The organism is Bacteroides sp. MSK.20.82 (assembly GCF_019052485.1).
Classification (GTDB): Bacteria; Bacteroidota; Bacteroidia; order Bacteroidales; family Bacteroidaceae; genus Bacteroides; species Bacteroides thetaiotaomicron.
Genome location: NZ_JAHQUN010000045.1, coordinates 20546 through 43416 on the forward strand (window position 1 = coordinate 20546; position 22871 = coordinate 43416).

20 protein-coding genes and 1 pseudogene are annotated in these 22871 nt (G+C 43.2%); 10 read left to right on the forward strand and 11 right to left on the reverse strand.

What is annotated here, in order from left to right:
• Window positions 1-27: 27 nt before the first annotated feature.
• From KTR07_RS22855 to KTR07_RS22865, 3 genes are all read right to left on the reverse strand, one after another.
• On the reverse strand, window positions 28-1581 hold the full coding sequence (locus KTR07_RS22855; RefSeq protein ID WP_008763364.1) for an acyl-CoA carboxylase subunit beta: 1554 nt from the start codon (window positions 1579-1581) through the stop codon (window positions 28-30).
• A 30-nt stretch (window positions 1582-1611) separates the two neighbouring features.
• Entirely contained in the window at window positions 1612-2016 is a 405-nt protein-coding gene (gene mce, locus KTR07_RS22860; protein WP_002561104.1) for a methylmalonyl-CoA epimerase, read from the reverse strand.
• 173 nt (window positions 2017-2189) lie between these two features.
• Complete coding sequence (locus tag KTR07_RS22865; protein WP_008763365.1) at window positions 2190-3188, reverse strand: GNAT family N-acetyltransferase; 999 nt, start codon at window positions 3186-3188, stop codon at window positions 2190-2192.
• Between the two features lie 248 nt (window positions 3189-3436).
• On the opposite strand from KTR07_RS22865, the gene KTR07_RS22870 reads away from it, so the two are divergent.
• The 3 genes from KTR07_RS22870 (at window position 3437) to KTR07_RS22880 (ending at window position 9327) form a co-directional block, all read left to right on the forward strand.
• Complete coding sequence (locus KTR07_RS22870) at window positions 3437-6631, forward strand: TonB-dependent receptor (RefSeq protein WP_117578843.1); 3195 nt, start codon at window positions 3437-3439, stop codon at window positions 6629-6631.
• An 11-nt stretch (window positions 6632-6642) separates the two neighbouring features.
• Window positions 6643-8598, forward strand: coding sequence for a RagB/SusD family nutrient uptake outer membrane protein (locus KTR07_RS22875; protein ID WP_008767847.1), 1956 nt, complete (start codon window positions 6643-6645; stop codon window positions 8596-8598).
• Window positions 8599-8784: 186 nt separating this feature from the next.
• A complete protein-coding gene (locus KTR07_RS22880; RefSeq protein WP_008763367.1) occupies window positions 8785-9327 on the forward strand; it encodes a carbonic anhydrase in 543 nt (180 codons plus the stop codon).
• A gap of 113 nt (window positions 9328-9440) precedes the next feature.
• Here KTR07_RS22880 and KTR07_RS22885 read toward each other — a convergent pair whose 3' ends face one another.
• On the reverse strand, window positions 9441-9626 hold the full coding sequence (locus KTR07_RS22885; RefSeq protein ID WP_008763368.1) for a hypothetical protein: 186 nt from the start codon (window positions 9624-9626) through the stop codon (window positions 9441-9443).
• A gap of 99 nt (window positions 9627-9725) precedes the next feature.
• Between KTR07_RS22885 and KTR07_RS22890 the strand changes: the two genes are divergently transcribed.
• The 5 genes from KTR07_RS22890 to KTR07_RS22910 are packed head-to-tail and all read left to right on the forward strand — an operon-like array spanning window position 9726 to window position 12516.
• Window positions 9726-10262 carry a nitroreductase family protein gene (locus tag KTR07_RS22890; RefSeq protein WP_008767848.1) on the forward strand — a complete coding sequence of 179 codons (537 nt, stop codon included), beginning with the start codon at window positions 9726-9728 and terminating at the stop codon, window positions 10260-10262.
• Window positions 10263-10264: 2 nt separating this feature from the next.
• Entirely contained in the window at window positions 10265-10600 is a 336-nt protein-coding gene (locus tag KTR07_RS22895; RefSeq protein ID WP_008763370.1) for a hypothetical protein, read from the forward strand.
• 7 nt (window positions 10601-10607) lie between these two features.
• Window positions 10608-11402 (forward strand): Rossmann-like and DUF2520 domain-containing protein, encoded by a 795-nt coding sequence (locus KTR07_RS22900; RefSeq protein WP_048695640.1) that lies wholly within the window; start codon window positions 10608-10610, stop codon window positions 11400-11402.
• The gene (locus tag KTR07_RS22905) at window positions 11383-11904 is read left to right on the forward strand and encodes an HAD family hydrolase (RefSeq protein ID WP_048695643.1); all 522 of its coding nucleotides are present in this window, start codon (window positions 11383-11385) and stop codon (window positions 11902-11904) included. Before KTR07_RS22900 ends, KTR07_RS22905 begins: the two co-directional genes overlap by 20 nt.
• A 30-nt stretch (window positions 11905-11934) precedes the next feature.
• Entirely contained in the window at window positions 11935-12516 is a 582-nt protein-coding gene (locus KTR07_RS22910; RefSeq protein ID WP_016267006.1) for a Maf-like protein, read from the forward strand.
• Here the strand turns inward: KTR07_RS22910 and KTR07_RS22915 are convergent.
• The 7 genes and pseudogenes from KTR07_RS22915 to pheS all read right to left on the reverse strand — a co-directional run bounded on the left by KTR07_RS22915 (window position 12511) and on the right by pheS (window position 21273).
• The gene (locus tag KTR07_RS22915) at window positions 12511-14715 is read right to left on the reverse strand and encodes a tetratricopeptide repeat protein (protein WP_016267007.1); all 2205 of its coding nucleotides are present in this window, start codon (window positions 14713-14715) and stop codon (window positions 12511-12513) included. The two genes, KTR07_RS22910 and KTR07_RS22915, sit on opposite strands and share 6 nt — an antisense overlap.
• Window positions 14716-14763: 48 nt before the next feature.
• Window positions 14764-15756: pseudogene (locus KTR07_RS22920) on the reverse strand (porin).
• A gap of 62 nt (window positions 15757-15818) precedes the next feature.
• Window positions 15819-16790, reverse strand: coding sequence for an ABC transporter substrate-binding protein (locus tag KTR07_RS22925; RefSeq protein WP_048695648.1), 972 nt, complete (start codon window positions 16788-16790; stop codon window positions 15819-15821).
• Between the two features lie 88 nt (window positions 16791-16878).
• The gene (gene pgk, locus KTR07_RS22930) at window positions 16879-18138 is read right to left on the reverse strand and encodes a phosphoglycerate kinase (protein ID WP_008763375.1); all 1260 of its coding nucleotides are present in this window, start codon (window positions 18136-18138) and stop codon (window positions 16879-16881) included.
• A gap of 94 nt (window positions 18139-18232) precedes the next feature.
• A complete protein-coding gene (nth, locus tag KTR07_RS22935) occupies window positions 18233-18910 on the reverse strand; it encodes an endonuclease III (protein ID WP_008767855.1) in 678 nt (225 codons plus the stop codon).
• Window positions 18907-20106 (reverse strand): MFS transporter, encoded by a 1200-nt coding sequence (locus tag KTR07_RS22940; protein WP_008763377.1) that lies wholly within the window; start codon window positions 20104-20106, stop codon window positions 18907-18909. The genes nth and KTR07_RS22940 overlap by 4 nt, the downstream gene beginning before the upstream one ends.
• A gap of 147 nt (window positions 20107-20253) precedes the next feature.
• Window positions 20254-21273 (reverse strand): phenylalanine--tRNA ligase subunit alpha, encoded by a 1020-nt coding sequence (gene pheS, locus KTR07_RS22945; RefSeq protein ID WP_008763378.1) that lies wholly within the window; start codon window positions 21271-21273, stop codon window positions 20254-20256.
• Window positions 21274-21394: 121 nt separating this feature from the next.
• Here pheS and KTR07_RS22950 point away from each other — a divergent pair, with 121 nt between their 5' ends.
• Together KTR07_RS22950 and KTR07_RS22955 are read left to right on the forward strand one after the other, a co-directional pair.
• Window positions 21395-22447, forward strand: a complete 1053-nt coding sequence (locus KTR07_RS22950) for an energy transducer TonB (RefSeq protein WP_011107933.1) — start codon at window positions 21395-21397, stop codon at window positions 22445-22447.
• A gap of 62 nt (window positions 22448-22509) precedes the next feature.
• On the forward strand, window positions 22510-22722 hold the full coding sequence (locus tag KTR07_RS22955; RefSeq protein WP_008767859.1) for a hypothetical protein: 213 nt from the start codon (window positions 22510-22512) through the stop codon (window positions 22720-22722).
• Window positions 22723-22871 lie beyond the last annotated feature (149 nt).

Below are 22871 nucleotides of genomic sequence, written 5' to 3' on the forward strand. Positions count from 1 at the left end.
GTTCTTGTTTTAATGTGAAAAGTTGGATTACAACGGAATATTACCATGTTTCTTCGCCGGGTTAGACAGTTTCTTAGTCTGCAACTGCTGCAAAGCACGGATCACGCGGAAACGTGTGTTACGGGGTTCGATGACATCATCGATGTAACCATACTTAGCTGCATTATAAGGATTGGCAAACAGTTTTGTATATTCTGCTTCTTTTTCGGCAAGGAACTGAGCCGGATTTTCCTGGTCTTTGGCTTCACGCGCGTACAATACTTCTACTGCACCTGCACCACCCATTACAGCGATTTCAGCTGTTGGCCAAGCATAGTTCATGTCACCACGAAGTTGTTTACAACTCATCACGATGTGAGAACCACCGTAAGATTTACGCAATGTGATTGTTACTTTAGGTACAGTAGCTTCACCGTAAGCATACAGCAGTTTGGCACCATGAAGGATAACGCCATTGTATTCCTGGCCTGTTCCCGGAAGGAATCCCGGTACGTCTACCAACGACACGATAGGGATATTGAAAGCATCGCAGAAACGAACGAAACGTGCGCCTTTGCGAGATGCGTTGCTGTCGAGTACACCGGCAAGGAATTTAGGCTGATTGGCTACAATACCTACAGACTGACCGTTGAAACGGGCAAAACCGATAATGATATTCTTGGCATAGTCTTTCTGGATTTCCAGGAATTCACCGTTGTCCACGATAGCGCTGATAACCTCGTACATATCATACGGTTTGTTGGGGCTGTCGGGGATAATATCGTTCAGAGAATCTTCCAGACGGTCGATCGGATCTGTGCAATCCACGTATGGAGCTTCTTCGAGGTTGTTTTGAGGAATATAGCTCAGAAGTGTGCGGATCAATGCCAGACCTTCTTCTTCTGTTTTGGCAGTGAAATGAGTAACACCCGATTTGGTAGAGTGAACGCTTGCTCCGCCGAGGTTTTCCTGGCTTACGTCTTCACCGGTTACAGTTTTCACTACTTTCGGACCTGTAAGGAACATATAAGAAGTACCTTCCATCATCAGTGTGAAGTCTGTCAGTGCCGGAGAATAAACAGCACCGCCGGCACAAGGACCGAAGATACCGGAAATCTGCGGAATGACACCCGAAGCGAGGATATTGCGCTGGAAGATTTCTGCGTAACCTGCCAAAGCGTTAATACCTTCCTGGATACGTGCACCGCCCGAGTCATTGATACCGATACAAGGAGCACCCATCTTCATTGCCTGATCCATAATCTTACAGATCTTCAGTGACATTGTTTCCGACAGTGAACCTGCAGTAACGGTAAAGTCCTGTGCAAAAAGATATACGAGACGACCTTCGATAGTACCGCAACCGGTTACTACACCATCACCCGGATAGTGCTTTTTCTCCATGCCGAAGTTCGTGCATCTGTGCTCAACGAACATGTCCATTTCTTCGAAGCTACCTTCATCCAACAGCATGGCTATACGCTCACGCGCTGTGTATTTCCCTTTTTCATGTTGCTTCGCAATTGCTTTTTCGCCGCCTCCGATGCGTGCAACGGCACGGCGTTCAATAAGCTCTTTAATTTTTTCAAGTTGATTACTCATGAGTTCTTGTTGTTTTTTTAGAGTTTATGATTAGTGTTCGCAGAGTTCTGTCAGCACACCCAGTGTTGATTTCGGGTGAAGGAAAGCGATGTTCAGACCTTCGGCACCTTTGCGGGGAGCCTTGTCAATCAGACGGATTTCTTTGCTTTCTGCTTCTGCCAAAGCATTAGCTACGCCATCTTCTACGGCAAATGCTACGTGATGAACACCTGCACCTTTGTTTTCAATAAATTTAGCAATGGTGCTTTCGGGGCAAGTCGGCTCCAACAATTCGATTTTTGTTTCACCTACCTTTAAAAAAGCGGTTCTTACTTTTTGATCTTCTACTGTTTCGATGTTGTAACATTTCAGACCCAATACGTTTTCGTAGTAAGGAAGGGCTTCTTCGATGCTTTTTACAGCAATGCCCAGATGCTCAATGTGTGAAATCTTCATAACTATATTTTTTTATATGGTTTAATTATGTGCTTATATGGCATAAAACAGCACAAAGAAAGACATTTCTTGTCTAATAAAGAAATATTTCTGCATTTAATTATTGGGGAATAAAGCATAAAAAATGCTCCGGATGGGTGACAAAGACGGGTTTTGTAATCTTGAGATTACATTTAGACATAAAACTTGACCAGAAGATTATTCAGCCATGGCCAGCTGATACGGAACCAACGGCGGGTACTGCTTTGTTTGCCTCCGAAACGGAGTACGAAATCACGATAACCATGTTTGCGGAAGGGAAGTCCTACATCCATGAACTCCATGTGACGGAATCCCCGTTCATGGGCATCTTCAAGTGCTTTCCATACTGCCAGTATGCCGGGTGACTGCAGTGCATAGGTCTTTCGCATTCCTCCTGAAAACCAGATAAAAGCATTTTCGCCGGAATAGATGCAGACGGAGCCGCCGATAATCTTTTCCTTGTATTTTACGATGAATATTTTTGCCTGTTTTCCTCTGATAAGCATGCTGTTCATGTGGCGGAAAAAGTCATTGGCAGGGAAATATCTCCGTATTCGTGAAGAATAAACTTTGTGCAGCATCCGCGAGAATTCCTTAATCTCTTCCACCGTATGGGCTTCTACTACTTTGGCTCCGTTTTTGAGTCCTTTCCGGATCTGACGGATACGTGACGGGCTGAAACGGTCTTCCGCTTTCTGCGTACTATGCAGAGAGTTACGGACACGCAGCCAGTTGACCGGAAAAAAGTCGTTCTTTCGGAAGAAACGGTAACCGAACATGGAATTATCCAGATTGCGGAATTCAATAAGAATGCAGGTGCGTGATGCTTCTTGTGTGAGATGCTCCAGCATTTCACCGAAAATTTCTTCCTCCTTCTCTTTACTTGCCGGTAGAGAAGTGTCCAGAAATTCACCTGCACCATATACCACACATTGTTTGACAAGAGAGGAGGGAAGCCACTTTTTGGTCTTGCGTATGGCGGCAAGCAGGCGTGCTACAGGTCTGCCTTCTTCTGTTGCCACTATCAGTAGCGGGGTATATCCCGGAGTCGATTCATAGATCTGAAACAACTCCTTGGAATGAAAAGTATTGGTTCCCGGTAAATCAGGAATGTCTTTTCCGCGATAATATGTTGTTAGTTTAAGTGGCATCCAAATACAAATTTACACTTTTTATTCTTCATTCAACAATAAAAAAGAGAATTTGTTGGCTTAGCCTAAAATTTGTCTTTTTATCCTTTGCATATATTTGAGGAAAAAAAGGCTTGGAAAAGCGAATTTTTGTATTATTGTCGTCCTTTGTGAGTACAGAAGTAAAATGGAAACGTCTATGTAAAAGATTATGCTAATTGTATTTTACTAAACAAAGGAAAATTAATATTAACTTTAAATTAAAACGAATGAGAGAGAATGCATTTGTTGAAGCGTGGAAGACACAGCATAGACGCGTTTCCATGATTTTAGGGCTGACTTTATTGTGTGCCCCTTCTGCCATATCTGTTTATGCAGAAAATGGTGTGAATGATATTACTGTGCAAGCCGTCATGCAGACAAAGACAGTGAAAGGAACTGTTTTAGATGAAAATGGAGAACCGTTGATCGGTGTTTCTATTGTGGTGAAAGGTACAAGTACAGGTACGATAACTGATTTTGACGGTAAGTTCTCCATTAATCTTCCGGGCGGAAGTAAAGAACTGGTTGTTTCTTATATCGGATATAAAGAACAGGCTATCATTGTGAGCGGAAATGCCCCGCTGAATATAAAGATGGTTCCGGATACACAGGCTTTGGATGAGGTAGTGGTCATCGGTTACGGTACGGTAAAGAAACGTGATTTGACAGGTGCGGTTGCTTCTGTGAAATCAGAGGATATCACCATGAATCCGGGCGTGAATCCGATGGATGCGCTGCAAGGTAAAATTGCAGGTCTGGATATCACTAATTCTTCAGGTCAGGCAGGTTCGTCACCGACAGTTCAGTTGCGTGGTACCCGCTCTTTACAGTTGGATGAGGATGGTAATATCTCTTCAGATGCATTTAAGCCGACTTATATTATCGATGGTATGCCGGGTGATATTGCTACCTTGAATCCCAATGATATTGAATCTATCGAAGTACTGAAAGATGCATCTTCTACAGCTATCTACGGTTCAAGTGGTGCGAATGGTGTTATTATCGTGACTACGAAAGGATCCAAGAGTGGAAAACCGGTCATCAATTTTAATGCTTATGCCGGAACGACTATGGGTGCCCGAGTTCCTAAGATGCGTACGGGTGACTCATACATTAATTATATAAAAGATTCTTATAAGCCTGTCGGTACTACTAATGAGGAGGAAATTTTCGGTGAAAGATACGATGCCATCAAAAACAACCAATGGGTAAACTGGGGAGATGAAGTATTACACTCAGGTTTGAAGCAGAATTATAGTATTTCCGTTGCCGGAGGTACTGAGAAGACGAAAGCCTATTTCTCGTTGAACTATACTGATGAGAAGAGTATGTATGAGAATGATGACTATAAAGTGTACTCTACCCGTGTCCGTATAGATCAGGAAATCAATAAATGGATGAATGCCGGTATTAATGTTCAGGCATCTTTCTCCAACAAGAATTCACGTAATGCCGTTTTGGAAAGAGCATTGTTTGCCACCCCGTTAGGTACTCCTTATAATGAAGACGGCTCTATCACGGAATTCCCGATTCCAGGTTCATCATCAGACCCGAATCCGTTAGCAGACGAACAGGATGGAGTATATAAGAATAATACTAAAGCAGGAAGGGCTTATGTTGACGCTTATCTTGAATGGAAACCGGTAAAAGGATTGTCTGTCAAGTCACAGCTTGGAGGCAGTTATTCTCAATCTCGTGCCGGTAAATTTATGGGAGAAGGCTCCTATAATGTGTTGAAAGGCAGTACGGTGGCATATGGCGAAGCTACCAATAAGACGGGATATAATTACAAATGGGAAAACATAGTAACTTATCACAATACATTTAATAAGGATCATGACCTGACGGTTACAGGGGTTACTTCCTGGAATTACAATCAGAGTGAAGAATATTATGTCTATGGTGAAAACCCGGCGACCAATGATATGTTGTGGTATGCATTGCAGAATGCTGATAATAAGAAACTGAACAGCAAATATCTGATGTCGAAAGGGATGGGCTTTATCGGTCGTGTCAACTACTCATACAAAGGTAAATACCTGTTTTCTGCTTCCAGTCGTTATGAAGCGGATTCCCGTTTGTCGAAAGACAATAGATGGAATTTATTCCCGGCAGTTTCTGTAGGCTGGAGAATCTCGGATGAAGCATTTATGGCTGGTACAAAAAGCTGGTTGGATAACTTGAAACTGCGTGTAGGCTATGGTGTTGCCGGAACTACTGCCGGTATTGCTGAATACAGTTCTATGGCATCTTTGGAAAATGTGACAACCTCTTTGGGAGGAATGACTGTTCCGTCAGCCAAGTTTACGGAGTATATCACTAACCGTAATCTGACATGGGAAAAGACTCATGACTTGAATATTGGTATTGACGCCAGCTTCCTCAATAATCGTATTGATCTGACGGTGGATTTGTATCGGACAAAAACAACGGATGTAATTCTTTCTCAGGCATTGCCGACATCTATTATGGGTAATTACACAGGTAGCACTACTTATAAAATGAACAAGAATGCTGCTGAAACAGAAAATCGCGGTATTGAACTTGCTCTTAATACTCGTAATATTGTGAAGAAAGATTTTACTTGGAGCTCAACAGTGACATTTACCGCCAACAAAGAAAAAATTAAATCTTTGATCGAAGGGCAGGATATGATGTTCAATGCAAAAAAGGGTGATATGGTGTTCAAAGTCGGCGAAGGAGTCGGTTCTTTCTATAGATATAAAGTGTTGGGTATCTGGCAATATAGCGAAAAGGAAACTGCTGCTTTGTTCGGATGCGAACCGGGCGATATTAAGCTGGATTTACCTAGTGTGAAGAAGGACGGAAATGGTTATTATTATATGAATCCTGAAGGAGAGCGCGTTGATATTACGGCAGAAAATCCTTATGGTGTACGTGCGGATTATGATCGTCAGGTAATAGGTCGTAATACTCCGGACTGGACATTGGGCTTTAAGAATAATTTCAGATACAAAGATTTTGATTTGTCTGTCTTCCTTTATGCACGTTGGGGGCAAATGATGAACTATGGTAGTGTGATAGGTAAATATTCGCCTAATCCGGATTACAATATTCCTACTTATTTTACTTACTATGACAAGACGATCGAAGCAGATCAGGATGTCTTGTTCTATGCTATCGATAAATCCAAGGATAGAAGTGCTTATGAAGGATATGATTCGATGTATTATGTGGATGGATCATTCTTTAAACTTAAAAACGTAACATTGGGTTATACGTTACCCGGTAAACTTACAAAACGTTTTGGTATCAGTAATCTGAGAGTTTATGCGACAATGACCAACCTGTTTACTTATTCGCCAAACAAATATGTGAAGAATTACGATCCGGAAATGAACGGAAGCATCAACTTCCCATTGTCTCGTGATTGCATATTTGGTCTTAATTTAACTTTCTAAAAAATAGCAATATGAAAAAGATATATAGTTTAGTTCTACTTGTTGCCGGTGTTTTTTCTTGGGGCTCTTGCAGTCTTGATGAAGTGAACCCCAACAACTCGGGTCAGTTCTCCGATGGTTCTTATACATTGGAAACTTATAAGGCATTCACCAACTCGTGCTATACAGCCTTGATCAACAACATCTATCAGAGTAGTGACTATCTGGTTTGTACGGAAGCGGGTACTGATATTTGGGAAGAACCTAAATCGGGCTCCAGCTATCAGCGTTATCATAGTTATAACGGTATGAAAACCGATGATAGCTATTATTATAAAGTGTGGCAATATTCTTATCTGTGTATCAACAGCTGTAATATTGTGATTGACGGAGCTGAGAATGTGACAGGGGATGAGACTGAAATTAATGAATGTGTGGCACAGGCCAGATGTCTGCGTGCTTACTATTATATGAATCTGGTGGAGCAGTTTGGAAATGTCGATTTGCAGTTGAAGGCTGCCGATAGCGAGAATATTTCTTTTGATGCTCACCGTTCTACCGTTCCCGAAATTTATGCTGCCATTATCGAAGACCTGAAGTTTGCCGTAGAGAATCTGCCTGTAAGTTTCAGTGATTACTATAGCCGCGTTACAAAGAAATCGGCGATGGGATTATTGGCACGTGCATATATTAATGGTGCCGGTTATGATCTGAAAGATACCGATGGTGTCAGCTTTCTGGAAAAAGCCTATGATACGGCGACAACCATGATTAATAATAAAGCGATTTATGAGTGGTATATGCATCCTGCTTTTGCCGATGTATTCAACGAAAATAATAATCGTAACAATGAAGAAGCTCTGTTCATTGCTGCGGGTGCCGAAAGAAATTCGGACGCTTACACCAATGGTAACTACTCACAAAGTGAAATGTTCCGTCACTTCTTACCTTCGTTGGGAACATATACGGATCTGGGTTTGGTAGACAAGACTTCAAACTTCGTTTACGGTCGTCCGAACAGTAATATCTTCCTGCCATCCAAATATCTGATGGACTGTTTTGCTGCTGATATGAACGACTCTCGTTTTCGTTATTCATTTATTTCAGCTTACTCGTCTTATTCTATACCGGCATGGGGGGCGACTTATGAATATGGAGGTTCAGCGTGTGCCAAAGAAATCACAAGCACACTTGCTACTAAATTTGGTATTCCCGCATCTAATATAGGTAAGAAAGTTTATCCTCATTTTAACTTGGAATCCAATAGTACAGCCGATGCTAATTACTGCCAGCTGGCTATCTGGAATGCAGATGGAACAGCGAAGACTACTCAGGATAAAACAGATGGTAATATTCTTCATCCTGCTATGCCTTTAGATCCGGCAGAAGCTCATCAATATGCCGTTTATTGTTCTTTGAAGACGCTGACAGAAGAGGAAAAAGCTCAATATCCGGGGTTGGTTCTTAATGTTTTCGATCTTTACGATGAGAATGGAACAGCCAGGGCTACCTATGACAAGCCTAGTGCTGCCAGTGCTTTGTGGTTATCTATTTATCCGGCTCTTTCTAAATTCAATATGCCGGGTAATAAGTTTGTCGGCAGAGACGTTCAGAGAAAAACTGTGGATGTGATGATCATGCGTATGGCGGAAGTTTACCTGATTGCTGCTGAAGCATCGGTACGCTTGAACAAGGGAGATGCTGCCAAATATATTAATGTACTCCGTACGCGTGCCGGTGCCGGTACGGTCAGTGAGTCGCAAGTGGATCTGAATTATATTTTCGATGAATATGCCCGTGAACTTTGTGGCGAATGTGCCCGCTGGTATTTGCTGAAACGTAATGCTGCTTTTGAGACTCGTTTGGCTGCTTATAATAAGCGTGCTGCTGAGCACTTTAAGAAAGAATTCTATTTGCGTCCTATTCCTACGAAATATCTGGATGCGATCAATAATCCGGCAGAATTCGGACAAAACGCCGGTTATTAATCAGTTAATTAATAATCAAGCATAATTAATAGGAGCCGGGCAGGAGATTTCTCTTGTCCGGCTCTTTGTTTCCATACCTGTATCCTGCGTAAAAGTTTAAAAAGGATTTCCGGTATATTTTCATTGTTTCCTGATACAGCTTTTTATTATTTTCTTTATTTTTGTGTGTCCAAACAAAATAGCGCTATGATAGAAGAAATGCTTGCTTATAACAGAGAGTTCGTTAAGAACGAGGGATATAAAGAATATATAACGAATAAGTATCCCGATAAAAAGATTGCTATCTTATCCTGTATGGATACACGTCTGACAGCTTTACTCCCGGCCGCACTAGGCATTAAGAACGGAGACGTTAAAATGATCAAGAATGCAGGAGGCGTCATTTCCCATCCTTTCGGTAGTGTGATTCGCAGTCTGCTTGTCGCTATCTTCGAGTTAGGTGTGGAGGAAATAATGGTGATTGCCCATTCTGATTGTGGAGCCTGCCATATGCACAGTGAAGAAATGCTTGAGAAGATGAAGGCACGGGGTATTAATGCCGATTATATTCATATGATGAGTTTTTGTGGAGTCGATTTTCATTCTTGGCTAGATGGCTTTGAAGATACGGAGAAGTCGGTAAGGGGAACGGTCGATTTTATAGTTCATCATCCTTTGATTCCGTCGGACGTGAAAGTGCACGGGTTTATCATAGACTCCACTACTGGAGAACTGACGCGAATTGTATAGGAAATCGCCCTTTCTGCCTATCAGGAACTGCATAAAACATGGTGTCACTATCGCAACAGGATAGTGTCACTATCACTGTCTCATGGTGTCACTATGTCATTGGGATACCGACACTATCCCAAATGAAAAAAATAAGGCAGCTTTTTATCGGCTGCCTTTATCTTTCTGCGGTTATATACTTTCTTTGACTCATGCACTCGTTTGTAACAAACGGGGTGTCCGTGCTCTTTGATTTCTGCCTCACGGCTGGCTTTACGATTCGCTTTGATGTAATCGTCTTGTGTAATTCGTTTTTTCATAATGAATATATTTCTCAGTGCAAAGATACAATTTCATTTCTTATTACGATCGGTTTGCGCTATCTTTGCATACATAAATCAAATGAAAACGGAAATAATATGGAAAATTTCAGTGAACTGATAAAGAATCGCCGCAGTATGCGCAAATTTACGGATGAGGAGTTAACACAGGATGAGGTTGTGGCACTGATGAAAGCTGCCTTGATGTCTCCCAGTTCCAAACGTAGTAATAGCTGGCAGTTTGTGGTAGTCGATGATAAAGAAAAGTTGAAAGAACTGTCTCACTGCAAAGAGCAGGCTTCCTCGTTCATTGCGGATGCTGCTTTGGCGATTGTTGTGATGGCTGATCCGTTGGCAAGCGATGTGTGGATTGAAGATGCTTCTATTGCTTCCATCATGATACAGTTGCAGGCGGAAGATTTGGGGCTGGGAAGCTGTTGGGTACAGGTTCGCGAACGTTTCACTGCAACCGGAATGCCGTCTGACGAGTTTGTTCATGGAATTTTGGATATTCCTTTGCAACTGCAGATTCTTTCCGTGATTGCCATCGGACATAAGGGAATGGAACGTAAGCCTTTCAACGAAGAACACCTCCAGTGGGAGAAAATTCATATTAATAAGTTCGGAGGAAAATAACGATGGGAGCTGTCAAAGCAAATAATAATAAAGATACTTATAAGGCTACTGCCGTCGCTTTTATTGTCATCGGAACTCTTTTCCTGATAAATAAACTGCTCCCCTTTGCTTCTATAGGTTTGCCTTGGGTGATGAATAAGGACAATTTGTTGTTGTATGCCTCTATCAGTTTTCTTATTTTCAAACGTGACAAGTCGGTCGGCTTTGTGCTGTTGGGACTGTGGCTGGTAATGAATATCGGTTTGGTAATGTCATTGCTCGGTTCCTTGTCCGGTTATCTGTTGCCATTGGCACTGTTGATCATCGGAATTATTTTATTTTGGGTTTCAAAACGTTAAAGAAACAATGAAAAGAAGTATTGAAGATACGCCCGTTGTGTTTCTCGGTGCCGGAAATCTGGCAACTAATCTGGCGAAAGCGCTTTACCGGAAAGGATTCCGTATCATGCAGGTGTACAGCCGAACGGAAGAATCGGCTCGTACGTTAGCCAATGAAGTGGAAGCGGAATATATCACTGATTTAAAAGACGTATCGAATGAAGCGAGATTATATATTATTTCATTGAAAGATGCCGCTTTCGTCGAACTGTTGCCTCAGATCACTGATGGGAAGCAGCATGCGCTGCTGGTACATACGGCAGGTAGCATCCCGATGAATATTTGGGAAGGTCATGCGGAACGCTACGGAGTATTTTATCCGATGCAGACGTTCAGCAAACAACGTGAAGTTGATTTTCGGGAAGTACCTTTCTTTATTGAGGCAAAAAGACCGGAAGATGCCGAGCTGCTGAAAGCGGTTGCCGGTACGCTCTCTGATAAGGTGTACGAAGCCGATTCGGAGCAACGCAGAAGTCTTCATCTGGCAGCCGTCTTTACCTGTAACTTTACCAACCATATGTATGCTCTTGCCGCCGAATTGCTGGAAAAATATCATTTGCCATTTGATGTCATGCTTCCCCTGATTGACGAAACGGCACGCAAAGTGCATGAACTCGCTCCTCGTGATGCGCAGACCGGACCGGCTGTACGCTATGACGAGAATGTGATGAACAAGCATCTTTCTATGCTGGCAGGCAGTCAGGCATTGCAGGAAATTTATAAATTAATGAGTAAAAGTATTCATGAGCACCATCAATTATGATCTATCCCGCATCAAAGCGCTGGCTTTTGATGTTGACGGAGTATTGAGTTCGACAACAGTCCCGTTGCATCCTTCCGGAGAACCGATGCGTACGGTGAATATTAAAGACGGTTATGCCATTCAGCTGGCAGTAAAGAAAGGACTCCATATTGCTATCATTACCGGTGGACGGACAGAAGCGGTACGTATCCGGTTTGCAGCATTGGGTGTGAAGGATCTGTATATGGGGTCTGCAGTGAAAATTCATGATTACCGTGATTTCCGCGATAAATACGGTCTGTCTGATGACGAAATTCTGTATATGGGCGATGATGTGCCTGATATAGAAGTGATGCGTGAGTGCGGGTTGCCTTGTTGTCCCAAAGATGCAGTTCCGGAAGTTAAGTCGGTTGCAAAGTATATATCTCATGCCGATGGCGGTCGTGGCTGTGGACGTGATGTGGTGGAACAAGTATTGAAAGCTCATGGCAAGTGGATGGCGGAAGATGCTTTCGGCTGGTGAGTTGTAGATCACTAAATGATAAATAAAACTATGCTTGGAAATTTAGATAAATATCAGATTATATTAGCCTCCAATTCTCCCCGCCGGAAAGAACTGATGTCAGGCTTGGGAGTGGATTATGTGGTCAGGACATTGCCGGATGTGGATGAATCATATCCAGCCGATCTGGCTGGTGCTGCGATTCCGGAATATATCTCCCGCGAAAAGGCGGATGCTTACCGGAGTATTATGCAACCGGGGGAACTGTTGATTACGGCAGATACGATTGTCTGGCTCGATGGTAAAGTGCTTGGAAAACCGGAAGGTCGGGAAGGGGCGGTTGAAATGCTCCGTTCTTTATCCGGTAAGTCACATCAGGTGTTCACCGGTGTTTGTCTTACGACTACTGAATGGCAAAAGAGCTTTACTGCTGCATCCGATGTGGAATTTGATGTTTTGTCCGAAGAGGAAATCCGGTATTATGTGGACAAATATCAGCCTATGGATAAAGCGGGAGCGTATGGAGTGCAGGAATGGATCGGATATATAGGGGTAAAGTCTATTTCGGGCAGCTTTTATAATATAATGGGACTCCCCATACAGAAACTGTACGGGGAGCTGAAGAAGTTATAATAAATCCAGCATTAACGGGATGTCCTCTTCTTGAATACCTTGTTTGAGAAGAGCTTCCTTGTCTTTCCGAAACATCTCCAGAAAGCGTTCACGGTTTCCGTTGGCTGTGATTGACTTGCCGTACAGGGCGGCCGCTTTCTGAATGTCTCCCATTGTCCATGCGACGTGTCCGGCATTCATATAGTCGATAGCCAGTGGCTTCTGTTCAATGATTTTTTCGTAATATTTCATGGCTTGTTCGTATTTCCGGCTGATGAATGAACACCACCCGATGCCGCGCCATGCTTTTATGCAATTACTTTCGATGAAATCCAGTTTGAAAAAGTAGTTGGCAGCTTCTTCGTATTGTCCGAGTTCGGCCAGGCAACTGCCGATATGGAAAATAACATTGGTATCTTCCGGTGTAGCTTCTTCCACCTTTTTATAATAGCTCAATGCAGCCTGATAATTTCGGTTTAACCGGTAACAGATAGCCAGATGGCGGTTGTTCCAGATGTTATCCGGTTTCAGTGTATCCGCTTTCAGATAAGCATCGATCGCTTCTGCATACTTCTTGTTTTTTTGCAGGGCATATCCCAGTTTCTGATAATATTCCGCACCTCTTCCCTGAAGTGCTCCGATCGTTTCCATTTCCTCGTACACTTCTATTGCCTCATTCCAGCGTTCTTTCTTTAAATAGAAATCTGCGATCGGGAACAGGATATCTTCACTATATAATACGTTACTAAGTGCAGGAATGTGGTGTAAATCGAGTTTCTCCTTAAAGATGTCCCTAAACTCGTGGCGGCGTACACTGAGCTTGAAGAAACGGTACAGGTCATGCAGATATTGATTGCTGACGGTTCCCGGTCGCTCATTGAATTTCTTCATTGTTTCCGCACTCGACTTTTCGGACAGCTCTGCCACTTGCTGTTCACCGAGCTGGCTTAGCATCATGTCTTGCTGTGCCTTTGGCAACTGCCGGATCGTAAAGAAGAGTGAATACTTATCACTGTTACTGAAAAATCCTGATTGAAGAATTAAATCCAGCAATGTATTTTTCTCGTTACCTTCCTGTTTCAGTTGCTTGATGACATCGGATTGCTGCTTGCTGAACGGGTAAAACCAATTCTGTACTTCCCGGAAGAACGGATAACTTTTCAGTGCCGCAAATGTACTCATATATACGTCGGCTCCTTCCAGTTGCAGCTCATTCATTTCGCGCAACTTGTCTCCCAGTCCTGATTGTTCGAAAGCGTCCGCCCAATCCGGATTCTTGTCATCGTTCTCATCCTCATTCTCCTCAAAGCCGAATCTCATGTTCCGCATGGACGAAACATTCTTCAACATTTCAGGAATAATTTCCTCTCTCATTTTCTTGTCTATCTTTTCTGTTTCCTGGCATAGTAGCATTTGGCGATAGATACGTGCCACATCCTCTTTGAATGGAGGAATCTCATCCATGAGGTCGACTCTCTTGACCAGATCGTTGTAGAGTGAGAGACGGTTCCTGTAGATATGGAAAATGAAAATGACACCTACCAGTGCACGTTGACCGGCATTGACATCCGGATGGCGGTAAGCATCCAGCAACCACATGATTTTACGCAGGTCAAAACATTCCATCAGACTTAATGTGACAGCACTGATAAACAGGCACAGATCATTCACCGGAAGAAGTTCGGAGGTAAGCATGGATTGTGCATCCTCTTCCTCTTCGGGAGTCCATGCACTGTTGGTCCATGTTTGCAGAAACATATATTTAAGTGTTTCTTCATGCCGTTTCAGTACCTCGTCCATCTTTTCGTCAGACAGCAGTCCGCTGACTGCCAAGTCGTCATTGAATGACTCCAGCATGTGCAGCAATTTTTTGAGTGTATATGCTGACAGACTTTCCGGTCGGGGAGTGCGGCGTACCTCATGATAATATCTTGATGAAGCATTGTCCAGCATAAGCAGGCGCGAACGGTCGGCTATTTCCCAGGTATCAGCTACGAGTTTTCTGTATACATTCCAGCGTTCTGGGTCGTTTGCGCCTTGGCGCATATACTCCAGCATATACTTGTAGGAGGTTTGCAGCTGCTCCAAGCGGGTACGTAAATCCCAGTCCGGACATTGCCAGAGCAGGGATTCCAACTGCATCAAAGCTTCTTTAAGTCTTTTTTCTTCAAGCAGAGAGCGTATATAGGTGTATTGTTCATTAATCGTTTTTTCATTCATAATGGTTCAATTATTTATAGGTAATAGAACAAAAAGGATGCCAAAAAGTTAGAATCTGACTTGCACCTGTGCTTGTATCAGATTAGAATCCTTTTGTCCGTCTCCTTTTTTATCACAAAAAGTGTATTGTGCCTGCACACGGCATCTGGGATAAAACCAGTATTGCAGTCCGGCAATGTAATTATTTTGTTTGAAATCTGCCGCTTTGTTCGGATTGAAATAATCGAAAGAGGCGATAAAGTCGAAATTTTGTAATAAACGTACGCTGCCTGTCGCATAGAATCCTTCGCTTTTTACGTTTCTGTCTTTTCCTGCAAGATATTCCGTACGGAAGTTGAATGCGGAAGTGGTAACAACCCCTCCCAGGCTCCAGCGTTTCTTGGCGTAATTTTCTCCTGTTTTGATTCCCGAATATTAGGAGTCACCTATGGCGTGTCCGGTTCCCCGAATGAAAGATCCTCCTACAGACAGCCATTTGTTAGGATACACCATCAGGTTGCCGACTACATCTTTCTGACTGTTTTTGTCTTTGGTGTTTAATCCCTGTCCGTTCATGACGGCAAATTTGTATTGCAGGAGATCATGAAATAGTTTTCCGTGAATCATCATACCGATGTCTCGTCCGGAAGTCATTCCATAACATTTGTCACTGCCGCTGACTCCTGCCAGATAACAGACTGACTGAGAATAGCAGTTGATCAGCTCTACCGTTGTGGGAGACAGTTCGTTTTCAATGGTGTAAGGAACTTTAAATTCTCCGATACGTGCTGTAAGTCCGGAGAGGATCCGGTAGTCTGTATATACTTCGAGCAGCATACCACCGTTGTAGAAATCATACATGAAATCGCATGTCCATCTGTCGGTGATTTTACCGTGTGCCATGAAGATGATCCGTTTGATGTCGAATGTATTGTCGGGATTGGCGGCATCGTCATATGTATACCCCAGTTGTGCATAACCGGCAAGACTGATTCGTTCTTTCAGTGTATTGACTACTTGATTCAACGGCGTTTTCTCCTGTGCGGTGAGCGTATTCTGCATACTAAGCAGGGTGAACGCGATCATTGAGAGTCGAAAGAGTGTTTTTCGCATGTGATTAGTTGTTATTTGATTGTTGTTGAATTTGTTTTTGTAAAAGTTGTATCTATCAGATTTTTGTATCCGGAATATGTCTGAGATATCCGGTTATTTGTTTTCAGCCATGTTACTGCTTTATCCAGGGCATCGGCTGAGGGGCGCTCCGCTTTTCTGTAAACAGGGAGTGCAATGAGGCCGGTCAGGTTTTCCGGAACGCCGATATCTATCAATACCTGTTTCCATTCTTTTTGCGGGTGCATTTTTATATAGTCTATTCCCAGATTATATCCGGTGATTAATAGTTCGATTTCTCTTCTTTTTTCGTTGATGGCTTCTCGGGAGAAAGCGGTGACAGTGAAATCAATTCCCAATTCCTGTGTGCTGATCAGAGACCGGTGACGGGCATTCATTGCGATGGATGCGGCAGGGTCGGGGAGGAAGGATGCGTCAATCTGATCGTATTGCAGCATTTGCAGGCGAAGAGGGAGCTGGGCGATTTCCGGTTTGTTCACTTCTGCCTGACTGATTCCCGCTTTGTTCAGTAGCTGTCCGGTTGCATACTCGATAATCGTATTATGTGAAACAGCTATATTTTTTTCTTTGAGTTCCTGAAGTTGGTTGATACCGCTTTCTTTGGAGACTATAAAACAGAAATAACCGTCATGTTTCAAAATGATTCCTAAGTCGGTATGGTGGATAGCCTGTAGAGTTACTGCACTGGGATAGTCGGTGATCATGCCATCCATTGATTTGAACTGGAACGCTGCGTCGCGGTCATAGGCGGAATTGAAAGAAAGGATGGTCAAATCCAATCCCAGCGAATCGTAGATTCCTTGTGCTTTAGCTATGTGAAAAGGCAGTCCGTCCAGAGTCGGGAGCATTCCCAGTGTGAGTGGTTGTAATTCTGTTGAAGGTATAAAGACGCTTTCTCCTTTTTTTCTTTGGCAAGAATAAAGGAAGAAAAGGAGGATACAGAATATGAGTGCTGCTCTCTTCATGCCTTAGTTGATGGGTCAGATATAAATAAGGGCAACTCTTTTCACAAAGAACTGCCCTCGTATCTAAAATTACATTGTTATAAATTCATTATTCATTAATGGCAGCGATACCCGGAAGAACTTTTCCTTCGATTGCTTCGAGCAATGCGCCACCACCTGTAGAAACATAAGATACGCCGCTAGCCAGACCGAACTTGTTAACACAAGCTACAGAGTCACCACCCCCCACAAGTGAGAATGCACCGTTCTTAGTTGCTTCAACGATAGCTTCACCTACTGTACGTGAACCGTGAGTGAAGTTTTCAAATTCGAATACACCTGTAGGACCGTTCCAAAGAATAGTTTTGGATTCTTTGATTACGTTAGCGAAGATTTCTTCAGTCTTAGGACCGATGTCAAGACCTTCCCATCCGTCAGGAATTTCATCAACAGCGCAGAACTGAGTGTTAGCGTCGTTAGAGAAAGCGTCAGCGATCTTAGCGTCAACAGCCAGTACAAGGTTTACACCCTTTTCTTTTGCTTTCTTGATCAGATCCAAAGCCAGGTCAAGTTTGTCGTCCTCACAGATAGAGATACCGATTTTACCACCCATTGCTTTGGTGAATGTATAAGTCATACCACCTGCGATGATCAGGTTGTCTACCTTATTCAACAGGTTTTCGATGATTTCGATTTTAGAAGAAACTTTAGAACCACCCATGATAGCAGTGAACGGACGTTGGATGTCGTTCAATACTTTATCAACAGCTTTTACTTCTTTCTCCATCAGGTAACCGAACATCTTGTTGTCAGTGTCGAAGTATTTAGCGATCAGAGCTGTAGAAGCGTGTGCACGGTGAGCTGTACCGAATGCGTCGTTTACGTAGCAGTCAGCGTAAGAAGCCAATTTCTTGGTGAATTCTTTCTGGCTTTCTTTGACAGCCTTCTTTGCAGCAGCCTTTTCTTCGTCTGTGGCATCTTCAGCCAAACCTCTTGGTTTGCCTTCTTCCTCAGCATAGAAGCGAAGGTTTTCGAGCAACAGAACTTCTCCCGGTTGCAGAGCAGCAGCTTTTACAGCGGCTTCTTCGCCCATGCAGTCGTTAGCAAACTGAACTTCAACGCCCAGCAGTTCAGACAGATGTTTGATGATATGTTTCAAAGAGAATTTGTCGGCAACGCCTTTCGGACGGCCCAGGTGAGAACCGATGATGATGCTACCGCCGTCAGCCAAAATCTTCTTCAAAGTAGGAAGAGCTGCACGCATACGAGTGTCATCTGTAATGTTGAAGTTTTCGTCCAGGGGTACATTGAAGTCCACGCGAACAAATGCCTTTTTACCGGCAAAATTGAATTTGTCAATTGTCTGCATAATACTCTATTTTTATTTAAAAGTGTTTTTAATATTCTCTTTTTTTGATCGACCGCAAAGTTACTATTTATTTCGGTTCCTTGCTATTAAATCGTTATTTATTCTTGGCTTTTGGTGCCTCTTTTGTAACTTTATAAGTGTTACAGAAATATTTGCACATCATTTGCAAACCGCAGGTGTCACATTTCGGCGTACGTGCCTGACAAACATAACGACCATGCAGAATAAGCCAGTGATGGGCTATGGGTATTAATTTTTCCGGAATGTTCTTCACCAGTTCTTTCTCTACGCTGAATGGAGTCGTACAACTGTCCGGCACCAGTCCGATGCGGTGACTGACACGGAAAACGTGGGTATCAACCGCCATCGCTGCTTTGTTGAAAACGACGGACTGAATCACATTGGCGGTCTTTCTTCCTACACCGGGAAGTTTGATCAGGTCATCCATGTTGTCGGGCACTTTGCTGTTGAAGTCATTAACCAGCATTTTAGCCATTCCTACCAGATGTTTGGCTTTGTTATTCGGATAAGATACGCTCCGGATGTATTCGAAAATAACTTCAGGCGTACTGGCAGCAAGAGCTTCCGGAGTCGGGAAGTCCTTGTAGAGAGGCGGAGTGATCATATTTACTCGTTTATCCGTACATTGTGCAGAAAGGATTACAGCGATCAGTAATTCATACGGATTATTGTAATGTAATTCTGTTTCGGCTACAGGAACATTTGCCTGAAACCATGCGATTACTTTTTCATAACGTTCTTTCTTTCTCATCTTAACTTGTTTTTATGGTAGTGAGGCGTTACTTTTAATTTGAAATAGACAGCGGAAACTACTGTCAGGCAGGCACCGAAAAGATATGCTTTGTCAAACGAACAGATTTCGGCTATATATCCTCCGGTCAGCATACCGATACCAATTCCTACATCCCATGAGGTCAGGTAGGTGGAAGTAGCTGTTCCCCGTTGGTTGTTGGGGGCAAGGTTTACGAACAGAGTATTGAATGCCGGAAACATAATTCCGAATCCGATTCCCATCAGCAGGGCAATTCCGAAAAAGAGAATGGTGCAGGCAGCATCATTCCATTGAATCAGATATACACAGGATGCGAGCAGGAAGAAACTTATTATAACCAGATTGAGTCCGGCGGCAATTACTTGGGTTATCTTTCCCCGGTCCACCAGCTTTCCTGAGAATATACGGGAAATGGCCATACCGATCGCCATAAAGGTAAAAAAGAAACCTGTTTGTGTATGGATTCCTATTTCGCGGGCATACATGGCTACATAATTGGTGGTCATTCCGTAGGGGATGGAGAGTAGCAACAGGCTGAGTCCCGCAGGCATTCCTTTTAATAAAATGAAACGGTCGAGTGAAATCGGTTCACGCTTTACCGGTGGTTTATAAGGTGTTTTCACCAGGCTTGCGGACAGGAATCCCAGCATACAGGAACCGAGCGCATAGCAGAATATTGTAGCGAAAGAAACCCCTCCGTCATGTAAAAACAGTCCGAACATCGGTCCGATGGACATGGCGATATTATTGGTCAGTCCATAATAGCCCAGCCCTTCACCTCTGCGGGAAGAGGGCATAATGTCAATGACTACTGTATTTCCACCTACTGTGACCATGCCGAAAGAGACTCCATGAATAATTCGGAATATAATAAATAGGGTAAGCGAGCCGGCGATAAGATATCCCGCAAACATCAGCATAAAGATGAAATAAGCGAAAAGATAAAGCGGCTTACGGGCAAACGTATCCAGCAGATAGCCGGAAAACGGACGGATGCAGAGTGCAGCTACCGTATAACAGGAAAGCACGATGCCGATAGTGGAATTTCCTGCCTGAAAGAACTCGGATAAATAGAACGGCAAAACAGGAATCAGCAACCAGAAACCGAAGTAGAGCAGGAAGTTGGCTGCCAAGATGAAACAATAACCGGGAGTAATGAGTCTATCCTTTGCCATAATAAGTGAACGTTCAATTTGCTGATCGGAACGGTGATAAGCCATCCCGTTTCAGTGTAATCGGTATATTGATTAAATGCCAATGTCCCAATTACCATCAGATGGTTTTATTGGCACATTGGCATACTGGTAAATTCTGTGCTCTATTTAATATGCCGCTTCGAATTCTTTTAAGAAGCGTGTATCATTTTCGGAGAACATACGGAGGTCTTTCACCTGATATTTCAGGTTCGTGATGCGTTCGATACCCATTCCGAGAGCATAACCGCTGTATACTTTGCTGTCGATGCCGTTTGATTCGAGTACGTTCGGGTCTACCATACCGCAACCGAGGATTTCCACCCAACCGGTATGCTTGCAGAACGGACAACCTTTACCACCGCAAATGTTACAGCTGATATCCATTTCAGCACTTGGTTCTGTAAATGGGAAATAAGACGGACGCAGACGGATTTTGGTGTCTGTGCCGAACATTTCTTTGGCGAAGAGCAGCAATACCTGTTTCAAGTCGGTGAATGATACGTTTTTGTCTACATACAACGCTTCTACCTGATGGAAGAAACAGTGTGCACGGTAGCTGATAGCTTCGTTACGGTATACACGTCCCGGACAGATGATGCGGATAGGAGGTTTGGAAGTTTCCATCACACGGGTCTGTACGGAAGAAGTATGAGTACGGAGTACTACATCCGGATGAGCTTCGATGAAAAATGTGTCCTGCATATCGCGTGCCGGATGATCTTCGGCAAAGTTCAGTGCCGAGAATACATGCCAGTCGTCTTCGATTTCCGGACCTTCGGCGATGCTGAATCCCAGACGTGCGAAGATATCAATGACTTCGTTCTTTACAATTGTAATCGGATGACGTGTACCGAGTTCAATCGGATAAGCCGAGCGGGTCAGGTCAAGACCGTCGCAACTATTATCCTGGCTCTCGAACTGTTCCTTCAACGCATTGATTTTGTCCTGCGCTTTAGTTTTCAGTTCATTCAGTCTCATGCCGACTTCTTTTTTCTGTTCGGCAGCTACGTTACGGAAATCCGCCATCAAATCGTTAATGGCTCCCTTCTTACTCAGGTATTTGATGCGGAGAGCTTCGAGTTCTTCGGCATTGGAGGCGTGCAAAGCTTCCACCTCTTTCAGAAGTTGTTCAATCTTAGCTATCATATTTTTGATGTATTGTTATTCAGTTTCTTAGTAAAAACCGTGCAAAGATATAATTTTATCACGAACCATCGAAATAATTTGTATCTTTGTTGCCGAATGTACCGAAAATCGGGGAACACTTATGAAAAAGATTGTTATTTCTCTTCTGCTATTGACTTTATCGTTTCGCCTGTCAGCTCAGATCGACTATCTGGAGCCGGTGAAGCCTTTTACTACCTATACGGGTGAGTTGGGTGAGTATTATCGAAATGTCTTTTCTTTGCTTAATACAGGTTTTCAACAGCGTCCTTACGCGCGTTTTGTAGCCATTCCTTCTTTTTCACCGGAATATGCAATGTCGGTAGAGAAGAAGAACGGACGTTGTCTGTTGATTGCGAATACTTTGTCGCGTACCTATTGGCAGGCAGAGAAAGGAACGGTGAAAGTGGAAACTAAATCAGTGGAGATCAGTCAGTCCTTATACCAGTCTTTGGGAGCTATCGCCCGTCTGGTAACCAGCCAGATACAGGATTTGGACGGTTCGACAGCCGGACTGGATGGAGTTGTTTATTACTTCTCATCGACAGATGCGAAAGGAAAAGAGATGATGGGACGGAAGTGGTCACCCATGAAAGGTACTTTGATGGAGCGGCTTGTGTTGGTTTGTCAGTCGACTTACATGTTTTCTCAGGGAGAAAATATTTCGGAACAAGCATTGGCGGAGGAAGCAACCGCTTTATTGAAAGAGCTGGAGCACCGTACCAAAGAACAGCCGGACGCTCACAAAAAGCCGATGTATGTGGGGATTTATTCTGTTGGTCCGAAGCTCAAAACGCATTCGGGAAAGCAAATTGAAGAATTACCCTGCTTGGCTGATGTTTGTGTACGGGAATATGTAGCCGGACAAATGATTTATCCTGCGGAATTGCTTAAAGACAATGTCTCGGGATATGCTTTGTGTGAGTTTACTATAGATAAGGAGGGAGTGATTCTTCGTCCTCATATATTAAAATCGACTCATCCGGAGTTTGCAGAAGAAGCTCTTCGCATTGTGAAGGAAATGCCAAATTGGACACCGGCACTGGTGGGAGGCAAGGCGGTTGAAAGTGATTATACCCTTTATGTCCCTTTCCGTCCCCAGTTGTATAAAGAACAGTTGCAGATACGCGAACGCGAGTTGTCCAAAAAACATTAACGCCCGGAACTTTTCTCTTTTTATATTGTATTATCATTGTAACCAATAAAAAAAGAGAAGATATGGATGATATGATTAACAGACACGATTCGATTGCTGAGGAAAATATCGAACCGAATGGCCGTCCGGCTAAGAATGAGTTTGAAGAATGGAGCACTGAAGTTACCGATCGTGCAGATAATGTATTCAAAGGTGATACGAAAGACGGTCCCATCAAGGATCGTGAGAAACGAATAAAAGAAATGGATGAAGTGATAAAAAAGGACCTTGAATAAAGGTCCTTTTTTATTGTATATATGATATCTTTTTTAACACGATCTCGTGCTTATCGTTGTAGGCCATGAGAAACTTTTCAGTAACTTTGTAGCCCGAAGTTACGAAAAGAGTGTAATTTATTGGAAATGAGCGTAGGTTAATTGCTCTT

Excerpts from the sequence above, each read along its gene's own strand:
- KTR07_RS22890 (WP_008767848.1), top strand. The coding sequence starts at position 9,726 with ATGGAAAATTTCAGTGAACTGATAAAGAATCGCCGCAGTATGCGCAAA.
- KTR07_RS22955 (WP_008767859.1), top strand. The coding sequence starts at position 22,510 with ATGGATGATATGATTAACAGACACGATTCGATTGCTGAGGAAAATATC.
- KTR07_RS22865 (WP_008763365.1), bottom strand. The coding sequence starts at position 3,188 with ATGCCACTTAAACTAACAACATATTATCGCGGAAAAGACATTCCTGAT.
- nth (WP_008767855.1), bottom strand. The coding sequence starts at position 18,910 with ATGAGAAAGAAAGAACGTTATGAAAAAGTAATCGCATGGTTTCAGGCA.
- KTR07_RS22925 (WP_048695648.1), bottom strand. The coding sequence starts at position 16,790 with ATGAAGAGAGCAGCACTCATATTCTGTATCCTCCTTTTCTTCCTTTAT.
- KTR07_RS22855 (WP_008763364.1), bottom strand. The coding sequence starts at position 1,581 with ATGAGTAATCAACTTGAAAAAATTAAAGAGCTTATTGAACGCCGTGCC.
- pgk (WP_008763375.1), bottom strand. The coding sequence starts at position 18,138 with ATGCAGACAATTGACAAATTCAATTTTGCCGGTAAAAAGGCATTTGTT.
- KTR07_RS22885 (WP_008763368.1), bottom strand. The coding sequence starts at position 9,626 with ATGAAAAAACGAATTACACAAGACGATTACATCAAAGCGAATCGTAAA.
- mce (WP_002561104.1), bottom strand. The coding sequence starts at position 2,016 with ATGAAGATTTCACACATTGAGCATCTGGGCATTGCTGTAAAAAGCATC.
- KTR07_RS22900 (WP_048695640.1), top strand. The coding sequence starts at position 10,608 with ATGAAAAGAAGTATTGAAGATACGCCCGTTGTGTTTCTCGGTGCCGGA.
- KTR07_RS22905 (WP_048695643.1), top strand. The coding sequence starts at position 11,383 with ATGAGCACCATCAATTATGATCTATCCCGCATCAAAGCGCTGGCTTTT.
- KTR07_RS22910 (WP_016267006.1), top strand. The coding sequence starts at position 11,935 with ATGCTTGGAAATTTAGATAAATATCAGATTATATTAGCCTCCAATTCT.
- KTR07_RS22940 (WP_008763377.1), bottom strand. The coding sequence starts at position 20,106 with ATGGCAAAGGATAGACTCATTACTCCCGGTTATTGTTTCATCTTGGCA.
- KTR07_RS22875 (WP_008767847.1), top strand. The coding sequence starts at position 6,643 with ATGAAAAAGATATATAGTTTAGTTCTACTTGTTGCCGGTGTTTTTTCT.
- KTR07_RS22880 (WP_008763367.1), top strand. The coding sequence starts at position 8,785 with ATGATAGAAGAAATGCTTGCTTATAACAGAGAGTTCGTTAAGAACGAG.
- KTR07_RS22950 (WP_011107933.1), top strand. The coding sequence starts at position 21,395 with ATGAAAAAGATTGTTATTTCTCTTCTGCTATTGACTTTATCGTTTCGC.
- KTR07_RS22895 (WP_008763370.1), top strand. The coding sequence starts at position 10,265 with ATGGGAGCTGTCAAAGCAAATAATAATAAAGATACTTATAAGGCTACT.
- pheS (WP_008763378.1), bottom strand. The coding sequence starts at position 21,273 with ATGATAGCTAAGATTGAACAACTTCTGAAAGAGGTGGAAGCTTTGCAC.
- KTR07_RS22870 (WP_117578843.1), top strand. The coding sequence starts at position 3,437 with ATGAGAGAGAATGCATTTGTTGAAGCGTGGAAGACACAGCATAGACGC.
- KTR07_RS22915 (WP_016267007.1), bottom strand. The coding sequence starts at position 14,715 with ATGAATGAAAAAACGATTAATGAACAATACACCTATATACGCTCTCTG.